Below are 18,474 nucleotides of genomic sequence, written 5' to 3'. Positions count from 1 at the left end.
GACGTCCGCGAGTCGCCTTGTGCGCCCCGTGCGGGGCAACTCGCGCCCGCGATTTGCAAAACCGTAGTGACGCAACAGGAAAACCGCGCGACGACGCGCAGTGCCGCGATCAGAAAGGAAACCGTTACATCATGAATTCGACGTCCAAAGTCCACGCCTCCGAAGCCGCGCAACCGGGCGCGCAGGCCGCCTCCCGCGACGCTTTCGTGCGCATCGAAAACGTCGTCAAGAAGTTCGGCGACAGTGTCGCCGTGAACAACGTCAGCCTGAACGTCGCGAAGAACGAACTGTTCGCGCTGCTCGGCAGCTCCGGCTGCGGCAAGTCCACGCTGCTGCGCATGCTCGCCGGGCTGGAAACGGCCACCTCGGGCAAGATCTATGTCGACGGCGAGGACCTCGCGTCGCTGCCGCCCTATCGCCGTCCGGTCAACATGATGTTCCAGTCGTATGCGCTCTTTCCGCATATGAGCGTGGAATCGAACGTTGCGTTCGGCCTCAAGCAGGAAGGCGTGCCGAAGAACGAAATCAAGGAACGCGTGGCCGACGCGCTCAATCTCGTGCAGATGAGCCGCTACGCGAAGCGCAAGCCGCATCAGCTCTCGGGCGGCCAGCAGCAGCGCGTCGCGCTCGCACGCTCGCTCGTCAAGCGCCCCAAGCTGCTGCTGCTCGACGAACCGATGTCGGCGCTCGATAAAAAGATCCGCCAGAAGACCCAGCTCGAACTCGTGAACATCATCGAGAAGGTCGATGTCACCTGCGTGATGGTCACGCACGATCAGGAAGAAGCGATGACGATGGCCAATCGTCTCGCCGTCATGAGCGAAGGCCGCATCGTGCAGATCGGCTCGCCCAACGAAGTCTACGAATTCCCCAACAGCCGCTTCTCGGCCGAGTTCATCGGCTCGACCAATCTGTTCGAAGGCAAGGTGGTCGAGGACGAACCCGATCACATCTACGTCGAAAGCGAAGACCTCGAAACGCGCATGTATGTGAGCCACGGCGTAACCGGGCCGCTCGGCATGCCGGTGGGCATTTCGGTGCGCCCCGAGCGTGTGCGCGTGACGCGCGAGAAGCCGGGCACGCCAACCAACTGGGCGCGCGGCGTCGTGACGGATGTGGCCTACATGGGCAGCTATTCGCTTTATCACGTGCGTCTGCCGGGCGGCAAGGTGGTGGTGTCGAACCTGTCGAGTTCGCATCTGATGAACGAAGGCGCGCCGGCCTGGAACGACGACGTGTATGTGTCGTGGTCGCCCGCCAGCGGCGTCGTGCTCACGCAATAACGGAGATGCCGACATGAGTACGTCCCTGCCCTCCACGCCCTCCGTGTCGTCGCGCAGCAGCGCGCCGCGCGGCATGCTCGCGCGCATGTTCTCGCGCTTCGTGCCGTCGGGCCGCACCACGGTGATCGGCGTGCCGTTCCTGTGGCTCGCGCTGTTCTTCGCGCTGCCCTTCGTGCTGGTGCTCAAGATCAGCTTCGCCGACCAGGTGATGGGCATTCCGCCCTACACGAATCTGGTCGAGATGAAAGACGGCATGGTGCATCTGGCCTTGCAGCTTTCGCACTATGCGTTCCTGTTGCAGGACAGCCTGTATATCGCCACCTACATCAGCTCGCTGAAGATGGCGGCGGTCTCGACGATCTTCTGCCTGTTGATCGGCTATCCCATCGCCTACTACATCGCGCGTTCGAATCCGGCCACGCGCAACGTGCTGATGATGGCCGTGATGCTGCCGTTCTGGACCTCGTTCCTGATTCGCGTCTACGCGTGGATCGGCATTCTCAAGGACGACGGCCTGCTCAATCACGCGCTGATCGCCATCGGCCTGATTCACTCGCCGCTGCGTCTTTATCACAGCGATGCGGGCGTCTATATCGGCATGGTCTATTCGTATCTGCCGTTCATGGTGATGCCGCTCTACGCGCACCTCGTGAAGATGGACCTCACGCTGCTCGAAGCCGCGTACGACCTCGGCGCGAAGCCGTGGGTCGCGTTCACGCGGATCACGCTGCCGCTCTCGAAGAACGGGATCATCGCGGGCAGCCTGCTCGTGTTCATTCCGGCGGTGGGCGAGTACGTGATTCCCGAACTGCTCGGCGGCGCCGACACGCTGATGATCGGCCGCGTCATGTGGGACGAGTTCTTCAACAACATGGACTGGCCGATGGCGTCCGCCGTCACGGTCGCGATGGTGCTGCTGCTGCTCGTGCCGATGGCCGTGTTCCAGTACTACCAGGTCAAGGAACTGGAGGAAGGCAAATGATCAAGCCCAATCGCACGCTCTCGACCAGCGTTCTCACCTTCGGTTTTCTGTTCCTCTATATCCCGATCATCAGCCTCGTCGTGTACTCGTTCAACGAGTCGAAGCTCGTGACGGTGTGGTCCGGCTTCTCGCTCAAGTGGTACGCCGCGCTGTTGCAGGACGACGAGTTGCTGAGCGCCGCCTGGCTCTCGCTGAAGATCGGTTTGATGACGGCGTTCGCCTCGGTGGTGATCGGCACGTGGGCGGGCTTCGTGCTCGCGCGCATGGGACGCTTTCGCGGCTTCACGCTCTACACCGGCATGATCAACGCACCGCTCGTGATTCCCGAAGTGATCCAGGGCATTTCGCTGCTGCTGCTGTTCGTGGCGCTCCAGCAGATGATCGGCTGGCCCGCCGGGCGCGGCATCCTGACGATCTGGATCGGCCACGTGATGCTGTGCGTGTCCTACGTCGCGATCATCGTGCAGTCGCGTGTGAAAGAGATGAACAAGTCGCTCGAAGAGGCCGCGCTCGATCTCGGCGCTACCCCGCTGAAGGTGTTCTTCGTCATCACGCTGCCGCTGATCTCGCAGGCGCTGCTCTCCGGCTGGCTGCTCTCGTTCACGCTCTCGATCGACGACCTCGTGCTCTCCGCGTTCCTCTCCGGTCCCGGCTCGACCACGCTGCCGCTCGTCGTGTTCTCGCGCGTGCGTCTCGGCCTGAACCCGGAAATGAATGCGCTCGCCACGCTGTTCATCACGGCCGTGACGATCGGCGTGATCGCGGTGAATCAGTTGATGAGCGCACGCGAGAAGAAGCGTCTGCGCGACCTGCAGATGGCCTTCACGCAGCCCGACCCCGCCGAAACGGTCAGCGCCGCTTCACCGGCGGGCGCGGTGGGCGCGCCGATCGGACGGCGCGCGGCCTGAAGCGGTTTTCGCAGTTCGCAGTGAAGCTCGACGGAACCTGAGAGTTTGACAACAAGACGGCGCGCCTCGCGCGCGCCGCGTGCAACGGCCCGCCGCAAGAAAAAGCAAGAACGCCTCGAAGTGTTTGCAATAACGACCCAATAAGGAGAATTGTCCATGAAGAAGAAGTTAATCTGTCTGCTGGTGGCCGGGGCACTGCCGGGGCTCGCTTTCGCGGACTCGACCAGCGATCAGATCAAGGCCCTCCAGGCGCAACTCAATGCGCTGCAAAAAGAGGTGAAATCGCTCAAGAGCGAAATCGCCAGTTCGAAGAGTACGGCGAAGGGGACGTCGAAAACGGCCACGGCGTCGGCAGGCGGCACGGCGGGTGCAGCAGGCGCGACGGCGGCAGCGGGCACGACGGCCACGGCGGAAGCCGCGCCCATCGATATCAGCTCGCCCGACTACGGCAAGGCGCCCGCTCGTCTGACCAACGACGACGTCGACTCGATGAAGCAGCAGATCGCGAGCCAGCAGCTCAAGGTCGATTCGCTCAGCGACGCGGCCAGCACCGGACCGATCGCGGGCCTCTCGATCACCGGCTATATCGACCCGTCGTACATCTACAACCGCGCGCCGGGCACCTCGTCGTTCCTGTTCGCGAATCACGAAAGCTCGTACAACTACTTCAACAGCACGTTCGGCGACCTCTACCTCGACATCAAGAAGACCTTCGGTGTCGGCCCGATGGCGCCGTCCGCCGAAATCACGCTCATGCCGAACCGCGGCAACGGCATCACGCTGCTCGCGAACGAACACGGCGACATCGGCAACAACATCCTGAACACGGCGATCGTCACGGTGCCGATCACGGCCACGCAGACCTTCGTCGCCGGTCTGATGCCGAGCTTCGGCGGCTACGAGGTGCAGCAGTCGAACCAGATGCTGACCCTCACGCACAACCTGCTGTACGACTTCTCGGATCCGGGCAGCTACGTGGGTGTGGGCTGGAACTACGCGCCGGACGGCAGCCAGTGGGCCTTCAAGTTCATCCTCGGCAACGAGCAGTACCGCACCTACGGCGCGGTTACGCAGACGGGCACGAACGCGCTGGGCGATCCGATCACGACGAGCAACAAGATCCCGACCTTCACGGCGCGCGCGGACTACACGATGTCGAGCGCGCTCGATATCGGCGGTTCGTTCAACATCGGCCGCCAGACGCTGTCGAGCGCGACCAACTCGGACGGTCAGGTCGTCTACGGTCCGGGCGGCCAGGCAACGAGCTCGGGCGGCTACTTCTTCTTCGGCGAAGTCGATGCGACCTACACGCAAGCGGACATCCAGTACAACGCCGAAGTCGATTACGGCCAGCAGCAGCGCGCCGCGTTCAACGGCGGCAACGCGCAGTGGTACGGTCTCTCGCTGCTCGCGCACCGCAAGTTCACCGCGCCGCTCGTGGGCCGCATGGGCGTGACCGCGCGTTACGACGTGCTCGCCAACAGCAAGAACGGCGGCGGCGGCGGCGGCATCGCGCTCAACGGCAACGGCATGGACCCGTACAACGGCTTCGGCATCGGCGCGGACTGCCTGACGAACTCGCAGGCGGGCGGCGGTTACGGCTTCGAGTGCAAGGGCGCGGTACGCCAGGACGTCGCGCTCGACCTGCTGTTCTTCCCGACGCAGCAGATCACCGTCAAGGTCGAATATCGCCACGACTGGGCCACGCAGAAGGTGTTCCTGCACGACGACGGCTCGTACGGCAAGAGCAACGACTTGCTGGGCGCGCAGTTCATCTACTCGTTCTAACGGGTACGCGGCGGGCGGCGGGCCACGCGCCCGCGCCCGCCGTTTTTTTTCGCACGCATTCCTTATGCACAAATTCGCCAATCAGCCTCATGCGCCGTCGTGGTACGCGGCCACCGCCAACGACGCCACTCGCCATCCCGCGCTGCAAGGCACGCTCGACGCCGATGTCTGCGTGATCGGCGCGGGTCTCACGGGCGTGTCCACCGCGCTCAATCTCGCGGAGCGCGGCTATCGCGTCGCGCTGCTCGAAGCCTCGAAGGTCGGATGGGCCGCGAGCGGACGCAACGGCGGCCAGCTGATCGGCGGCTTCGCCTGCGGCATCGACACCTTCGCGCAGTTCATGAACGAAGGCGAAGTCAAACAGATGTGGGACATGGGCCTCGAAACGCTCGACATCGTGAAGTCGCGCGTGGCGAAGCACAACATCGACTGCGCGCTCACGGAAGGCTATTTCACCGCCGCGAACAAGGCGCGCGACGTCGACGAACTCAAGCGCTGGCGCGATGAAGCCGCGCATCGCTTCGGCTACGACCGCTTCCGTTACGTGGAGAGCGACGGCGTAGGCCGCTACGTGCAATCGGGCCGCTATCCGGGCGGCCTTTACGACCCGGACAGCGGCCATCTGCATCCGCTCAACTACACGCTCGGCCTTGCGCGCGCGGCGCACGAAGCGGGCGTGCAGATCTTCGAAGACAGCGCCGTCACGCGCATTCGCGACGAAGCGGGCGCGCACGTGATCGAAACGGCGCAAGGCAAGGTGCGCGCGAAGTTCGTCGTGCTCGCGTGCAATACCTATCTGGGCGCGCTGGCGCCAGCGCTCGCGCGCAAGATCATGCCGGTCGGCACCTACGTGATCGCCACCGAACCGCTCGGCGAGGCGCGCATGAGCACGCTGATGCCCGCGCAAGCCGCCGTGTGCGACAGCCGCTTCGTGCTCGATTACTTCCGCCCCGCGCCCGACACGAGGTTGCTGTGGGGCGGCAAGGTCAGCTATTCGACCTTCGCGCCGCCGAACCTCGGCGAAGCGATGCGCCGCGACATGCTCAAGACCTTCCCGCAACTCGCCGATGTGAAGGTCGATTACGCGTGGGGCGGCTACGTCGATATCACCATGAATCGCGCGCCGCATTTTGGCCGCGTCTCGCCCACGGTATATTTCGCGCAGGGATTTTCGGGGCATGGCGTGAACACCACGGGTCTCGCGGGCCAGCTGATCGCCGAAGCGATTCACGGCCAGGCCGCGCGCTTCGACCTGTTCGGCAAGATCCGTCACCGCGACTTTCCTGGCGGCGCTACGCTGCGCACCCCGGCCCTCGTGCTCGCGATGGCCTGGTATCGAATGAAGGACCTGCTTTGATGGATCTGAACCGATGAAACTCGACCTCGACGCCCAGGCGGACGTGCTCGCCCGCCACTCGTACTACGAAGCCTCCGTCACGCGCCCCGCCGCCGACGACCCGGTGCTCGAAGGCGCGCTCGACGCCGATGTCTGCGTGATCGGCGCGGGCTTCGCGGGCCTCTCGGTCGCGCTCGAATGCCGCGCGCGCGGCCTCTCCGTCGTGGTGCTCGACGCGCATCGTCCCGGCTGGGGCGCGTCGGGACGCAACGGCGGGCAAACGCTCGTCGGCTTCGCAAAGGACGAAGTGCTCGAAAAGCAACTCGGGCCGCAAGGCATGCGCGCGGCGTGGGCGCTCTCGATTCAGGGCGTGGAACTCGTGAAGGAGCGCATCGCGCGCTACGGGATCGACTGCGATTTCACCTCGGGCTACGTGACGGTCGCGACCAAGCCGAAGCGTGTGCCGAGCCTGCGTTCGTGGATGGATGCGGCACGCGCGCGCTGGGGCTACGACAAGCTCGAATGGCTCGACACCGACGCCACGCGCCAGCGCGTGAATTCGCAGGGCTATCTCGCGGGCGTCTACGATCCGCTCTCGGGGCATCTGCATCCGCTGAAATACTGCCTCGGTCTCGCCGATGCCGCGCGCAAGGAAGGCGCGCAACTGTACGCGCATTCGCGCGTCACGGAAGTCGTGCGCGGCGCGCAGCCCGTGGTGAAAACCGCGCGCGGCGAGGTGCGCTGCCGCTTCGTGGTGTCGTGCTGCAACGCCGCGCCCGGCGGCGTGCTGCCCGCGCCGGTGGAAGCGCGCATCGCGCCGATCGCCTCGTACATCATCGCGACCACGCCGCTCGGACGCGCGCGCGCCGACGCGCTGATTCCCGGCCGCGCCGCCATTTGCGACAACAACTTCTTCCTCGACTACTTCCGTCTCTCCGCCGACGACCGCCTGCTGTTCGGCGGCCGCGCCGATTCCACGGGCGCCGCGCCCGCGCAACTCACCGAGGCGATGAAGACGCGCATGACGGGCGTGTTCCCGCAGCTCGAAGGCGTGCAGGTGGAATACGCGTGGGGCGGTTTCGTCGACGTCACGCGCAATCGCGCGCCCGACTTCGGCGCGGTCGATCCGAACTGGTTCTACGTGCAGGGCTTTTCAGGCCACGGCGTGGCGCTCACGGGCATCGCCGGGCGCGTGGTCTCGCAGGCCATCGCGGGCGAGCGCGCCGCGTTCGATCTGTTCGCGCAGTTACGCCACGCGCGCTTCCCGCTCGGTCCGGCGTGGCGCCGTCCCGCGCTCGAAATCGGCATGTTCTATCACCGCATCATGGAGATGTTCTGAGCACTCGCAGAACCGCTGCGAAGCTCCTGGTCGCGGATCAGAGCATCGCGCGCACCACGCGCGCGAGCGTGGCCATCAGCGCATCGGAGTCTTCGGGCGAGGCTTCCGCGTAGCCGAGCAGAAAGCCGTTGTAGTGCTCGGCATCGGGCGCGTCGAGGCAATACGCGCTCAGCGGCGAAAGCGCGAGGCCATGCTCGCGCGCGGCCTCGCTTACCGAGACGTCGTCGAGCGGCGCGTCGAGACGCACGCTCAGATGCATGCCGCCCGCGTCCGCCGACACCGTCATCAATCCGCCGAGATGCTTGTCGATCGCCGCGACGAGACCGTCGCGGCGTGTCAGATACAGCTTGCGCATGCGCCGCAGATGACGCGCGTAACGCCCGCTCTCGATGAATTCCGCGAGCGCGCGTTGGTCCGCCACGCGGCCCTGGCGCACCAGCGTGCGATGCGCCATGTCGACCTGCTCCACCACCTGGCGCGGCACGATCATGAAGCCCATGCGCAGCGCCGGAAACAGCGTCTTGCTGAAGGTGCCGAGATAGATCACGGGCGTGTCGTCGGCGAGACCCTGGATCGAAGGCAGCGGCGGGCCGTCGTGACGCAGCTCGCTGTCGTAATCGTCTTCGATGATCCACGCGCCGCACGCGCGCGCACGCTCGATCAGCGCGAGCCGCCGTTCGAGGCTCAGCACGCAGCCGAGCGGATATTGATGCGACGGCGTGAGATAAATCAGGCGCGGCGGCGTCTCGCGCCAGTGCTCCTCGCGCGCGGCCATGCCCGCAGCATCGACGGGAATCGGCACGAGCTTCAGACTCGCCGCGTGCATCGCGACGCGCGCGCCCAGATAACCGGGATTCTCGATCCAGACGCGCTCGCCCGCATCGGCGAAAAAACGCGCGCAGAGATCGAGGCTCTCTTGCGTGCCTTCGGTGATGAACACCTGATCGGGCTGACAACGCACGCCGCGCGAGACGCGCACGTATTGCGCGATGGCCTGGCGCAGCGCCGGAATGCCCGCGCTCGCGCCGTAGCTGAGATCTTCCGGGCTCAACTCTCGTTGCGCGCGTTCGACTGTGCTGCGCCACTGCGCGAGCGGAAACGCGTCGAGCGCAGGCACGCCCGGACGCAACGCCGTCACGCCCGCGCGATACGCGGGACGCGGCGGCAATTCGCTCACGCGCCGCGAGAGCGTGCGCGGGGCATCCGCTGCTTGTTCCGCGGCGGCTTGCTCAATCCCCGCTGGCTGCGCGGCCACGGCCTTCACGTCGTTCACAACCGAGCCGTGACGCGTGGCCGTGATGAAACCCTCCTCCAGCAAGCGCTCGTACGCATAGAGCACCGAATTGCGCGCGATGCTCATCTCCTCGGCGAGCGCGCGGCTCGACGCGAGACGCGTGCCGCGCACGATGTCGCCGTCGAGAATCGCGCGACGCAGGCTCTCGTACAGCAGATCCTGCTGCGTGAGCCGGCGCTGCACGCTCGTGCGCGCCTTGCGCTCGTAGGCCGCCATGATCAGCGCGTAATCCAATTTCGTGGCTCCATCGTTTGTCGGTTGCGTGGGACTAACAATGGTGCCACAGATCGCTTACGCTGACACCTGTGATTCGCGAAGGCCTGCCCTGCACGCCTTCGCTCCGCAGATGAAGCAAACAGGAGAACGAGATTGAACGAAGCGATCCAGGTGCGCCCCGTCACGCCCGACGACTACGCGGCATGGCGTCCGCTGTGGGACGGCTATAACCACTTCTACGAGCGCTCGGGCCCGACGGCGCTGCCCGAGTCGATCACGCGCACCACGTGGACGCGCTTCTTCGACGGCTACGAACCCATGCACGCGTTCATCGCGCTCAAGAGCGGCCGCGTGGTGGGCCTCGTGCATTTCATCTATCACCGCAGCACCACGCTCGACGGTCCGATCTGCTATTTGCAGGATCTCTTCACGGCGGCGGAGGTGCGCTGCCAGGGCGTGGGCCGCGCGCTGATCGAAGCGGTCTATGCGCACGCGAAGGCCGCGAATTCGTCGCGCGTCTACTGGCATACGCACGAGACGAATCTGACTGCCATGCGCCTTTACGACGACGTGGCGGTGAAGCCCGGCTTCGTCATGTATCGCAAGGACGTTTAACGCGCACGGTGCACGTCACGCGTCAAACGTCGTGCTCACGCGAGATCGCCGAGCAGCGACTCGCGCACCGCGCCGCCGATTGTCTGCACCGGCACGCGATAGTTCGGATGATCGCAGCCGATCAACAGCGCCGCGCCTTCGCGCAGGCGCTGTTTCATTTCCGGCGTCAGTTCGAAGCGTACGAAATGCACGGCCGAAGTCTTTTCTTCGTTGTCGCGTTCGAGATCTTCGTCGGCGATGGCGAACACGGGCGCCTCGCCGTCCACCTGCACGAACACGCGGTCCTCGATGCCGATCAGCCGCGCGAGCGCCGCGCGGCGCTCCTTCTCGTGCTCGTACTCGATCTGCATGGTGGCCTTGAAATTGCTGCCGTCGGGCACGAGCGGCGCGTAGGCGTCGAGTTCGCCCTGAATGCCCGCCTCGTCGAAAATACGCTCGATATGCAGCATTTCCTGAATCTGATAGCGGATCGTCGCGTCGTCTTCGAACAGGAACGTGAGGTGATTGCCGAGCGCCACGGCGCGGCGCTTCTTGTGCTCGATGATGTGGTTGCGCATCTCGGTGCGCTGCTTCGCGTACGCTTCCAGTGTGAGCAGTGAATTTCTGGCGATTCTGGCGATAGTCATCGGTTTCTCTCGTCGATCAATTCAATCGTTATCCTGATCAAATACCGTAGGCGCGGCGCAGCAGCGTGAGCGGATGCGCAAGCGGCGGCCCGCCCTGCGCGTCGCGCAACTGCTTCTCGTCGATGCCCTGCGCGATGTGATGGCCCGCGAGCGCGCAATCGGACGAAATGAAATCGGGCTCGCCCTGCGCCATCTGCTTGAACACGGGCGTGCCGATCTTCATCGCCATCGCGTGAAATTCCTTCTTCACGCCGAAGGTGCCCGCGTGGCCCGAACAGCGCTCGACCACGTTGACCTTCGTTTCGGGCACGAGCGACAGCAGATCGGCGGTCTTGCGGCCGATGTTCTGCACGCGCGCGTGACACGGCACGTGATACGAAACCGTGCCGAGCGGCGCGCGAAAATCGGTCTTGAGCAGGCCGTCGCGATTGCGCGCCACGAAGTATTCGAACGGGTCCCAGAACGCTTCGCTCACGGCGTGCGTATCGGCGTCGTCGGGGAACATCAGCGGCAGTTCGTGCTTGTACATCAGCACGCAACTCGGCACCGCGCCCAGCAGCGCGTAACCTTCGCGCGCGTACTGCGCGAGGATCGGCGTGTTCGCGTCGTGCTTCTTCGCCACGCCGTCCAGATTGCCCTGTTCGAGCAGCGGCATGCCGCAGCACGATTCGCTTTTCACGAGCACGTAGGGAATGGCGTTGTGATCGAGCACCGCGAGCAGATCGTGGCCGATGCCCGGCTCGTTGAAGTTCACGTAGCACGTGGCGTAGATCGCGACCTTGCCGGGCGTGCGCTCGCCGTCGCGCACCTCGCTCGCCGACGCCTTGCGCGCCGCGCCGCGAAACTTGCGCGTGGCGAACGACGGCAGCCACGCGTGACGATCCACGCCGAGCGCATCCTCCATCGCCGCGCGCATCGCCTTCGTGCCGTTCACCGCGTTCACGGTCTGCGTGACGACCGGAATGCCCGCGAGATGGCCAAGCGCGTCGGTGTTCGAGAGCACGCGGTCGCGCAGTTTCACCTCGCCGTTGCGATAGTCGATCGCCTTCGCGCGCAGCATCAGATGCGGAAAGTCGACGTTCCACGGATGCGGCGGCACATAGGGACACTTCGTCATGTAGCAGAGGTCGCACAGATAGCACTGATCGACCACCTTCGAAAACTCGGCCTTGTCGACGTCGTGCGCCTCGCCGCTATCCGTTTCGTCGACGAGATCGAACAGCGCCGGAAACGCGCCGCACAGCGACACGCAGCGCCGGCAGCCCGCGCAGATGTCGAACACGCGCGCCAGTTCGGTGTCGAGCTGGGCGGAGTCGTAGAACGCATCGGAGCGCCAGTCGAGCGGATGCCGCGTCGGGGCTTCGAGACTGCCTTCCTTGTGGGGCATGACGTCTCCTTGTTTTATTTTTTCTTGTCTTTTGTCGATAGGGCGCACGCAGACGAACGCGCGCGACGCGGCTCAGGCCGCGTGCGCGTTGCGTCGGCAAAGCGCCTGCGAAGGCGCGCGGGTCGCACCGTTGACTGGCCGGAACCAATCGCAGCAGCAATCGCAGCACCAATCGGCCAGCGCTAATCGGCCAGCACTTCGAGCGCTTTCGTATAACGGTTCGCGTGGCTACGCTCGGCCTTGGCCAGCGTCTCGAACCAGTTGGCGATTTCGTCGAAACCCTCGTCGCGCGCGGCCTTGGCCATGCCGGGGTACATATCGGTGTACTCGTGGGTTTCGCCCGCGATCGCCGCCTGGAGATTCAGCCGCGAACTGCCGAACGGCAAACCCGTGGCCGGATCGCCGACCGCTTCCAGATATTCGAGGTGGCCGTGCGCATGGCCGGTTTCGCCTTCGGCGGTCGAGCGGAACAGCGCGGCGACGTCGTTCTGGCCTTCCACGTCGGCTTTCGCCGCGAAATACAGGTAGCGCCGGTTCGCCTGCGATTCGCCGGCGAAGGCGTCCTTGAGGTTTTGCTCCGTCTTCGAGCCTTTGAGCTGTGCCATCTGTGCCTCCATCCATCGTTTGATTGTGGGGACGCGGCGCTGCGCATCTTCGTGCGGTGCAGCAGACAGTCATGAGTGCGGATCACGCCGCACTATCAATCTAGGAAATGCCCTTTGCAGTCCCAATTGCGAATTTCAATCTCGCCGATAGCCGGAACCCGAATCGCCGCGCAAACGCCGCGCGACGGCAGTCGGCGGACCCATCGCGGATACCGGGACACGCGCAAACCCTGGTACTGCCGAGGCGCGACGATTTGACGTCCCACTATGTGAAGAATCGACTTGCGGATGCGCGCACACATCCTATGCTGAATGTCTGCCCCCGAGTCTCAATGAGTGTCACGACAGTTTTCGCGCCGATGGCGCGTCTTTGCGGAGATCACATGCGACTGACGATTCTGATTAACGGTCCCGATCCGACCGTCAACCACGACTACGCCGTGCTCTGGCTCGATACCGACCAGCAACGCTGGTCGCGCGAGTCGCACGACGGCATCGAGCTTCCCGCCTGGGGCGAGATTCGCGATGCGAACGGCGTGACGGCGCTATGCGCGCCGCGCGAGAACGAACCGCTTTGCACCCTGCGCGGCCTGCACGTGAACCGCCGCCAGGAAATCAGCTCGGCGCATGGCGACGCCACCTGGGCATGCGAAACCTCGCATACGCAGATGGAAGGCCAGTGGCGCCTGCAAGCGGTGGATCGCCAGGCGATCCACGCCGAAAACGCGCTGTTCGCAGGCTGATCCCTTCGCGCCCCGCCCGGCGCGATCGTTCCCTTTAGTTGCTTTCGCTTGATTGGTTTAGCTTGATTGCCTCGCGGCGCCGCTCATCGCGGCGCCGTTTTCATTTGTTAGTTGCGCTTCGCGGCAATCGTGCAGGCCGATGACGCGAAGCCGCGTACAAAGATGGCCGCTCGCGAAAGCCGCCGCTATACTTTCGGGCCCTTTATGCACGTTGCGCAGGGCGCGCCGAAGCGTCGTTCGAGTTCCGCTTCGCGTTTCACGTCGCCCCGCGTGATCCGATTTTCTTGCTGTACGTCTTCCTGTATTCCCGCCGATGAAGAAGCTGTTTGCCTGTCTCGTCATGGCCGTGTCGAGTTTTTCGAGCCATGCGTTCGCCGCGCCCGCGTGCACCGATTTCGTCCCCGACGGCCAGTTCCCGAAGCTCACCAATGCGCGCATGGCGCCGAAGACGCGCATGCTCTGCTATTCCGATTTCGTGGTGCTGCATTCGGGCGTCACGCACGGCCCGCTCTGGTCGGCGGAACACCTGACGCGCGATCACCTCGACGCCGCGAAGGACATGACGCGCACCAATCGTTTCTTCGAAGACGACCGCCTGCCCGCCGGCGAAGGCGCGACGCTCGCCGACTACAAGCGCAGCGGCTTCGATCGCGGCCACATGAGCCCGGCGGGTAACCGCTGGAATCCGCAGGCGATGGCCGAGTCGTTCTCGCTCGCCAACATCGTGCCGCAGAACCGCGAAAACAATCAGCGCCTCTGGGCGCACATCGAAACGGCCGTGCGCAAGCTCGCGTCGAAATACGGCGACGCCTATGTCGTGACCGGGCCGCTTTTCTCGGGCGCGCAGTTGCAGACCATCGGCGCGTCACGCGTGCTGGTGCCCACGCAGATCTTCAAGGTGGTGTACGTGCCGTCGCAGCAGCTCGCGTTCGCGATCGTCGCCGACAACACGACCGCCGATCGCTACGACGTGCGTTCGGTGCGCGATCTCGAAGCGCAGAGCGGTATCGCGTTCCCGGGGATTCCCGCGAATGTCGCCGCGCAGACGAAGGTCGCGTTCAACGGGCACGCGTTTGCGGTGAAGAAGTGGGGGTGGTGAGCGAGTAAGTGCGGGTCGAGTCGACGACCCCGCTAAACCCCGGTGCGCGGGCTCGCACTCGCGAACGCCTCGGCAAACGCAGCAAGCAGCGCGTCGGTGTTTTCGTCCGGTTCGCCGAACATCTGCGTTGCCGCGCGAGCAAATAAATCGGCTCGCAGCATGTCGTAGACTCGCGGCGAGTCGAGCATCGCGCGAATGAACTCGCGCGTTTGCGGTTTCGCGATCGCGCTCGCCTCCCGTCCCAGCAAGCCGGCTGCCGCATATTCGGCCTTGAAGTCGTGCCTGACGAGCAGATCCGCCGCGTGCTCGAAAAGGCGCTCGCCGTTGCCCGCATCAACGTAGCTACGCAGAATAAAGAGCAGATCCGAGGCATCGCTATTCTTGCGGGCGCGCCGCTCTTTCCACGCAATCAATTTCAGCAACGCAAACGCAGGGAGCGCAACGACCGGCACCACGAGCCCCTCGCCGATATGGACGCTGCATGCCGTATCCACAGCCTCCTGAAATCCCAGCACAGTCAGAACAATGTCCTCGCCGGGCGGCCACGCGATCGCGCCTGGCGGCGCTTCGAGCGCACCGAACGGCACCAGATCGAGTTGCGAGGCGAACGCGTCTCCAGGGCGCCTGAAAAGGAGCTTCTGCTGCTCCTTCGCGTCCTGCTCGAAGCGCCCCGTCCGCCCGAGCAGCGCGACCAGCTCATCGTACCAGGCCCAACTCACGACGCACACGGCGACATCGACGTCACGCGTCGCGACAGGGGCCTTGACGCCGTGAACGTGCCACATCTGGATATCGCGCGCCGCCGCGCCAGCAAGCACGAACTCGGCGCCTAGTCGGTCGCATGCAGTTTTGACTTCGCGAAGCAGCGCGATCGTCGTGTCATCGACGGGCCGCTCGTCCGCAACCTCAAACAGGGGGGGTGGAGAGGCACTGCTCATAAACGGTTTCCGCCACGCTGTGCAACCGGCTGTCGCCCGACGCAATCAGGTCGGCATAGATGAGCAAGGGGTGGACGAGTTGTACGCCATCGCCCCCGCGGGCTTCCGTGGCCGAAGGCCAGAATGCGTCGAGAATTTCGACCTCGCCGTGCACATCGGGCAGCAGACGCGCGGCAAGCAGGAACTCGGACGAGATGCCCGAGTGGCTATAGATCGTCACCGAAGCCGACTTCAACTGGCCGGTCAGGCGTTCGGCAGCCGCCTCGCCGCCGAGGTACATGGCGTAATGGTCGAAGGGCATGTCGCGCCACCATCCGCTCGTCGCGGCCTTGAACCTGCGCCCGCCGAGCTTCGGCCGCAAACGGACCGGATACAGGCTCACCCAGGCCTCGACGAAGCGGCGCCAATCGGCCATCACCCGCTCGTCGCCTTTCATACCCACGAACGCGCGGGCGATGAGATCGTCCATCGCCAGATTCACGGTGTTGAGCGATACGCCGGCATGCGCGGCAATCGTGCGATATGGCGCGTTGACCAGGGCTGGCTCGCTGGCCAGCGCGAACATGACGCGAAGGCCCTTGGGCGTGGTCGAGCGCGCGGACGTTTCCTTCACAAACGTCGCGGGCCGATCCCGCCCGACGATCATGATGGTGGCCTCCGGCTCATCGATATAGGCGTTGCCAGCGGTGTCGATAAACGGGATGCGCCCGGCAATGAGTTCTGAGGCGAGCTTCGGAGAAACGTACTGCGTGACCAGCAGCAGCGCGCGCGCCGGATCGCCCCCTTCGCCTGCATGACGCCGATGCAGCATGCCGGCGGTGTATTGCCGGTCGGCCTGGGGTTCGACGACTGCCAGCATGTCGAAACGCTTGCCCGCAATCTTGAAGCTCACCGCCGCGTCCGCAATCGCGGCACGTGAGCGCGGCATGCGGGCGGGCTTCGCTGTATAACGCTGCGTCGCATCCTCGAATGCCTCGCACGCCTGCGCCAATGTCTGTTGTTTCGCCCGGGTGAGGCGGTCGGACAGTTCCATAATGGGCATCCTGTACGTTTTTTCGCGATTGTACGCTAAAGACATACAGCGACGATAAAACGTACAAAGCGGAAAAATACGCTCAGGCATGCGCGAAGGCGTAGCGAGGGTTTGAGCGGCCACCGTCGGCTATCTCGTCAAAGATCCAGCCGCGAAACCTTCGACCCTTCCAGCGAAACACCCGCCATGAGCCCCGCGTTGGTCAGCACGATGGCCTCGATGGGATTGATGGCCGTGGTGGTGTCGAGCGTGCCGTTCGCACCCATCTTGACGAGTGCGACGGTGGCGTCCGCGCCCGCCGCCCAGCCGCTGCTGCGCTTGAAGCGGTCGAGCGCGCCCTGGGTCATGAACGCGTAGAAAATCGCCCGCGACTGCGCGCCGACCTGCATGCCGAACGAGCCCGACGTCGTGCTGAAATAGCCGATCGTGCGTCCGCTCACGCGCAGCGCGCCGCGTCCGTACTGGCCGCCGACGCCAAATCCCGCGCCCACCACATCGGGGAACACGAGCACGCCGCGCGCCTTGCCGATCAACTCGCGCGAGCCCTTCACAGTGCGATAGAGCTTCGCGAGCGCGGCGTCCACGTCGTTGTTGATGTCGCGGCGCGCGCGGATATTCTCGGCGGCGGCATCGCCCGCCGAAGCGGACGTGGTCGTGCATGCGCCGAGCGCGAGCGTCGTCAGCGCGGCGGCCGCAGCGCCGCCGGTCGCGAGGAATTGCCTTCTGTTCATGCGGGTTTCCAGTCAGGTGGACAAACGATATTTCGACATGCGAATAAATCGCCGAAGAAGCATCGCGAGAGATCAGGGCGTCGCGCGCGGCAGACGCGTCTGCGGATCGACTGCCTTGCCGTCCTCGCGCACTTCGAAGAGAACACCACCGTTGCCCGCGCCATCGGCGGCGCTCGTCGCGAGCGTCTGGCCTTGCTTCACGGTCTCGCCTTCCTTGACGAGCAATTTGCCGTTGCGCCCGTAAGCGGTGATCAGATGCGCGTCGTGCTTGACGATCACGAGCTTGCCGTAGGCCTTCATGCCGCTCCCCGCGTAGACCACGCGCCCCGAGGCGGCGGCCTTGACCGGCTGCCCCGGCGCACCCGCGATGGCGATGGCCTTCGACTTGCCGACGGACGTCGGCGTGACCGCGCCGCTCATCGGCCAGACGAGGCGACTGGTGGCGCGTGCGTTCGCGGCTGAAGTCGTAGCGGCTGAGTTCGTAGCGGCAGTGGTCGCGGCGGCGGCGGCGGATTTCGCCGCGCTGCCTGAGGCGGCGGAAGCGGAGGCTTTGGCATCGGCGGCAACCGACGACGATGGCGTCGATGGCGTCGATGGCGTCGATGAAGTCGATGCGGAAGGCGGCGTCACCCGCAGCAATTGCCCCTTTTGCACCTGGCCCGACGCGGGCAGCTTGTTCCACGCGGCGATATCGGCGGCACGTTGCTTGTAGGTCGAGGCGATGTGATACAGCGTGTCGCCGGCCTTGACGCGATAGAAGCCCGTGGGCGCGGCGGCGGCGGACGTTGCCGCCACCGGCGTCGCGGACGTCGTCACGAGCGGCATGGCGACCGGCGACGCCACGACAGCGCCCGTGTCGGCCGGCGTGTGCGCGGTCGCGGCGGCCTCTTCGTCGCCTTCGCGCGAGAGCGACTGCCACGGCGTAAACGTGCAGGCGGCGAACAGCGAGACCCACCCGGCGGTGACCGCCACACGGGCGATGTCACCCGCCTTGTCTAGAATTCCCATGACGCACTCCCTGTTCAAGCTGCACGATTCATCCGCGCCGCGCGGCGCAGGTGCGTCATGATCTTCGCTTTACTGGAAAGTGCTGCGGATTCGCACGAGATTTCTGACGGTTATCAACGGCAAAGCCGCCATGCGCGCAATTTTTGACAATGAATTCACATTGACGCGCACAAAGCGCGCAAGCCGCGGCGACGGTGTGCAACCGTTTGATCGCGTCGCGCGCGGCTTCTTATAATGCTGGCCCGCGCATCACGCTCAAGGAGAAATCAATGGGGTTCGACGCATACGCAAACGACGACGACGTGCTCAACGTCCAGGGCGACGCCCTCACGCTCACGAACGGCACCACGCGCGTGACGCTGGCCGGCACGCTCGAACTCACGCGCGACAAGCGCGGCCTCGCCGCCGCGCTCGCGCTCAAGGCCGCGCTCGACAGCGTGGTCGCGAAGCTGCAGGCCGATCCGCATCTGCCCGCGCAGGTGAAGGACGAGCCAGACGCGAAGCCCGGCGTCGTCGACAATCCGTTTCAGTGATCGTCGATCG

General features: G+C 64.9%; 18 protein-coding genes. 10 read left to right on the top strand and 8 right to left on the bottom strand.

Annotation, left to right across the window (positions count from 1 at the left end):
• Positions 1-131 precede the first annotated feature (131 nt).
• The 6 genes from U4Y88_RS20560 (at position 132) to U4Y88_RS20535 (ending at position 7,636) form a co-directional block, all read left to right on the top strand.
• The gene (locus tag U4Y88_RS20560) at positions 132-1,283 is read left to right on the top strand and encodes an ABC transporter ATP-binding protein (protein ID WP_321785992.1); all 1,152 of its coding nucleotides are present in this window, start codon (positions 132-134) and stop codon (positions 1,281-1,283) included.
• Between the two features lie 73 nt (positions 1,284-1,356).
• Positions 1,357-2,265, top strand: a complete 909-nt coding sequence (locus U4Y88_RS20555) for an ABC transporter permease subunit (RefSeq protein ID WP_405044934.1) — start codon at positions 1,357-1,359, stop codon at positions 2,263-2,265.
• A complete protein-coding gene (locus U4Y88_RS20550; protein ID WP_321785990.1) occupies positions 2,262-3,173 on the top strand; it encodes an ABC transporter permease subunit in 912 nt (303 codons plus the stop codon). Before U4Y88_RS20555 ends, U4Y88_RS20550 begins: the two co-directional genes overlap by 4 nt.
• Positions 3,174-3,329: 156 nt before the next feature.
• A complete protein-coding gene (locus U4Y88_RS20545; RefSeq protein ID WP_321785988.1) occupies positions 3,330-4,961 on the top strand; it encodes a DUF3138 family protein in 1,632 nt (543 codons plus the stop codon).
• 64 nt (positions 4,962-5,025) lie between these two features.
• A complete protein-coding gene (locus U4Y88_RS20540; RefSeq protein ID WP_321785986.1) occupies positions 5,026-6,318 on the top strand; it encodes an FAD-binding oxidoreductase in 1,293 nt (430 codons plus the stop codon).
• Between the two features lie 13 nt (positions 6,319-6,331).
• Positions 6,332-7,636, top strand: coding sequence for an FAD-dependent oxidoreductase (locus U4Y88_RS20535; RefSeq protein WP_321785984.1), 1,305 nt, complete (start codon positions 6,332-6,334; stop codon positions 7,634-7,636).
• Between the two features lie 37 nt (positions 7,637-7,673).
• Here the strand turns inward: U4Y88_RS20535 and U4Y88_RS20530 are convergent, their stop codons facing one another.
• Positions 7,674-9,164: a PLP-dependent aminotransferase family protein gene (locus U4Y88_RS20530; RefSeq protein WP_321785982.1), complete on the bottom strand. Its 1,491-nt coding sequence runs from the start codon at positions 9,162-9,164 to the stop codon at positions 7,674-7,676.
• A gap of 135 nt (positions 9,165-9,299) precedes the next feature.
• Between U4Y88_RS20530 and U4Y88_RS20525 the strand changes: the two genes are divergently transcribed.
• Positions 9,300-9,761: a GNAT family N-acetyltransferase gene (locus U4Y88_RS20525; RefSeq protein WP_321785980.1), complete on the top strand. Its 462-nt coding sequence runs from the start codon at positions 9,300-9,302 to the stop codon at positions 9,759-9,761.
• A gap of 35 nt (positions 9,762-9,796) precedes the next feature.
• Here U4Y88_RS20525 and U4Y88_RS20520 read toward each other — a convergent pair whose 3' ends face one another.
• The 3 genes from U4Y88_RS20520 to U4Y88_RS20510 form a co-directional block, all read right to left on the bottom strand.
• Positions 9,797-10,387 carry a DUF3501 family protein gene (locus U4Y88_RS20520; RefSeq protein WP_321785978.1) on the bottom strand — a complete coding sequence of 197 codons (591 nt, stop codon included), beginning with the start codon at positions 10,385-10,387 and terminating at the stop codon, positions 9,797-9,799.
• Positions 10,388-10,424: 37 nt separating this feature from the next.
• A complete protein-coding gene (locus tag U4Y88_RS20515) occupies positions 10,425-11,774 on the bottom strand; it encodes a heterodisulfide reductase-related iron-sulfur binding cluster (RefSeq protein ID WP_321785976.1) in 1,350 nt (449 codons plus the stop codon).
• Between the two features lie 182 nt (positions 11,775-11,956).
• Complete coding sequence (locus tag U4Y88_RS20510; protein WP_321785974.1) at positions 11,957-12,379, bottom strand: rubrerythrin family protein; 423 nt, start codon at positions 12,377-12,379, stop codon at positions 11,957-11,959.
• A gap of 383 nt (positions 12,380-12,762) precedes the next feature.
• On the opposite strand from U4Y88_RS20510, the gene U4Y88_RS20505 reads away from it, so the two are divergent.
• Together U4Y88_RS20505 and U4Y88_RS20500 are read left to right on the top strand one after the other, a co-directional pair.
• Complete coding sequence (locus U4Y88_RS20505; RefSeq protein WP_224013187.1) at positions 12,763-13,122, top strand: DUF3564 domain-containing protein; 360 nt, start codon at positions 12,763-12,765, stop codon at positions 13,120-13,122.
• A gap of 313 nt (positions 13,123-13,435) precedes the next feature.
• Positions 13,436-14,221: a DNA/RNA non-specific endonuclease gene (locus U4Y88_RS20500; RefSeq protein WP_224013189.1), complete on the top strand. Its 786-nt coding sequence runs from the start codon at positions 13,436-13,438 to the stop codon at positions 14,219-14,221.
• Between the two features lie 32 nt (positions 14,222-14,253).
• On the opposite strand, the gene U4Y88_RS20495 is transcribed toward U4Y88_RS20500, so the two are convergent.
• From U4Y88_RS20495 to U4Y88_RS20480, 4 genes are all read right to left on the bottom strand, one after another.
• On the bottom strand, positions 14,254-15,159 hold the full coding sequence (locus U4Y88_RS20495) for a nucleotidyl transferase AbiEii/AbiGii toxin family protein (protein ID WP_321785972.1): 906 nt from the start codon (positions 15,157-15,159) through the stop codon (positions 14,254-14,256).
• Positions 15,128-16,192, bottom strand: coding sequence for a type IV toxin-antitoxin system AbiEi family antitoxin (locus U4Y88_RS20490; RefSeq protein WP_321785970.1), 1,065 nt, complete (start codon positions 16,190-16,192; stop codon positions 15,128-15,130). Before U4Y88_RS20490 ends, U4Y88_RS20495 begins: the two co-directional genes overlap by 32 nt.
• Positions 16,193-16,329: 137 nt before the next feature.
• Entirely contained in the window at positions 16,330-16,923 is a 594-nt protein-coding gene (locus U4Y88_RS20485) for a YSC84-related protein (protein WP_224013192.1), read from the bottom strand.
• Positions 16,924-16,995: 72 nt separating this feature from the next.
• Entirely contained in the window at positions 16,996-17,931 is a 936-nt protein-coding gene (locus U4Y88_RS20480) for a LysM peptidoglycan-binding domain-containing M23 family metallopeptidase (RefSeq protein WP_321785968.1), read from the bottom strand.
• Between the two features lie 269 nt (positions 17,932-18,200).
• Here U4Y88_RS20480 and U4Y88_RS20475 point away from each other — a divergent pair, with 269 nt between their 5' ends.
• Complete coding sequence (locus U4Y88_RS20475; RefSeq protein ID WP_224013194.1) at positions 18,201-18,464, top strand: hypothetical protein; 264 nt, start codon at positions 18,201-18,203, stop codon at positions 18,462-18,464.
• Positions 18,465-18,474 lie beyond the last annotated feature (10 nt).

This window comes from Paraburkholderia sp. J94 (genome assembly GCF_905220285.1).
Classification (GTDB): domain Bacteria; phylum Pseudomonadota; class Gammaproteobacteria; order Burkholderiales; family Burkholderiaceae; genus Paraburkholderia; species Paraburkholderia tropica_A.
Note: the sequence above shows the minus strand (reverse complement) of the source record. Positions and strands in the feature narration are given on the sequence as shown.

Excerpts from the sequence above, each read along its gene's own strand:
- U4Y88_RS20510 (WP_321785974.1), bottom strand. The coding sequence starts at position 12,379 with ATGGCACAGCTCAAAGGCTCGAAGACGGAGCAAAACCTCAAGGACGCC.
- U4Y88_RS20560 (WP_321785992.1), top strand. The coding sequence starts at position 132 with ATGAATTCGACGTCCAAAGTCCACGCCTCCGAAGCCGCGCAACCGGGC.
- U4Y88_RS20500 (WP_224013189.1), top strand. The coding sequence starts at position 13,436 with ATGAAGAAGCTGTTTGCCTGTCTCGTCATGGCCGTGTCGAGTTTTTCG.
- U4Y88_RS20485 (WP_224013192.1), bottom strand. The coding sequence starts at position 16,923 with ATGAACAGAAGGCAATTCCTCGCGACCGGCGGCGCTGCGGCCGCCGCG.
- U4Y88_RS20555 (WP_405044934.1), top strand. The coding sequence starts at position 1,357 with ATGCTCGCGCGCATGTTCTCGCGCTTCGTGCCGTCGGGCCGCACCACG.
- U4Y88_RS20520 (WP_321785978.1), bottom strand. The coding sequence starts at position 10,387 with ATGACTATCGCCAGAATCGCCAGAAATTCACTGCTCACACTGGAAGCG.
- U4Y88_RS20540 (WP_321785986.1), top strand. The coding sequence starts at position 5,026 with ATGCACAAATTCGCCAATCAGCCTCATGCGCCGTCGTGGTACGCGGCC.
- U4Y88_RS20475 (WP_224013194.1), top strand. The coding sequence starts at position 18,201 with ATGGGGTTCGACGCATACGCAAACGACGACGACGTGCTCAACGTCCAG.
- U4Y88_RS20505 (WP_224013187.1), top strand. The coding sequence starts at position 12,763 with ATGCGACTGACGATTCTGATTAACGGTCCCGATCCGACCGTCAACCAC.
- U4Y88_RS20535 (WP_321785984.1), top strand. The coding sequence starts at position 6,332 with ATGAAACTCGACCTCGACGCCCAGGCGGACGTGCTCGCCCGCCACTCG.
- U4Y88_RS20550 (WP_321785990.1), top strand. The coding sequence starts at position 2,262 with ATGATCAAGCCCAATCGCACGCTCTCGACCAGCGTTCTCACCTTCGGT.
- U4Y88_RS20490 (WP_321785970.1), bottom strand. The coding sequence starts at position 16,192 with ATGGAACTGTCCGACCGCCTCACCCGGGCGAAACAACAGACATTGGCG.
- U4Y88_RS20515 (WP_321785976.1), bottom strand. The coding sequence starts at position 11,774 with ATGCCCCACAAGGAAGGCAGTCTCGAAGCCCCGACGCGGCATCCGCTC.
- U4Y88_RS20495 (WP_321785972.1), bottom strand. The coding sequence starts at position 15,159 with ATGAGCAGTGCCTCTCCACCCCCCCTGTTTGAGGTTGCGGACGAGCGG.
- U4Y88_RS20480 (WP_321785968.1), bottom strand. The coding sequence starts at position 17,931 with ATGGGAATTCTAGACAAGGCGGGTGACATCGCCCGTGTGGCGGTCACC.
- U4Y88_RS20545 (WP_321785988.1), top strand. The coding sequence starts at position 3,330 with ATGAAGAAGAAGTTAATCTGTCTGCTGGTGGCCGGGGCACTGCCGGGG.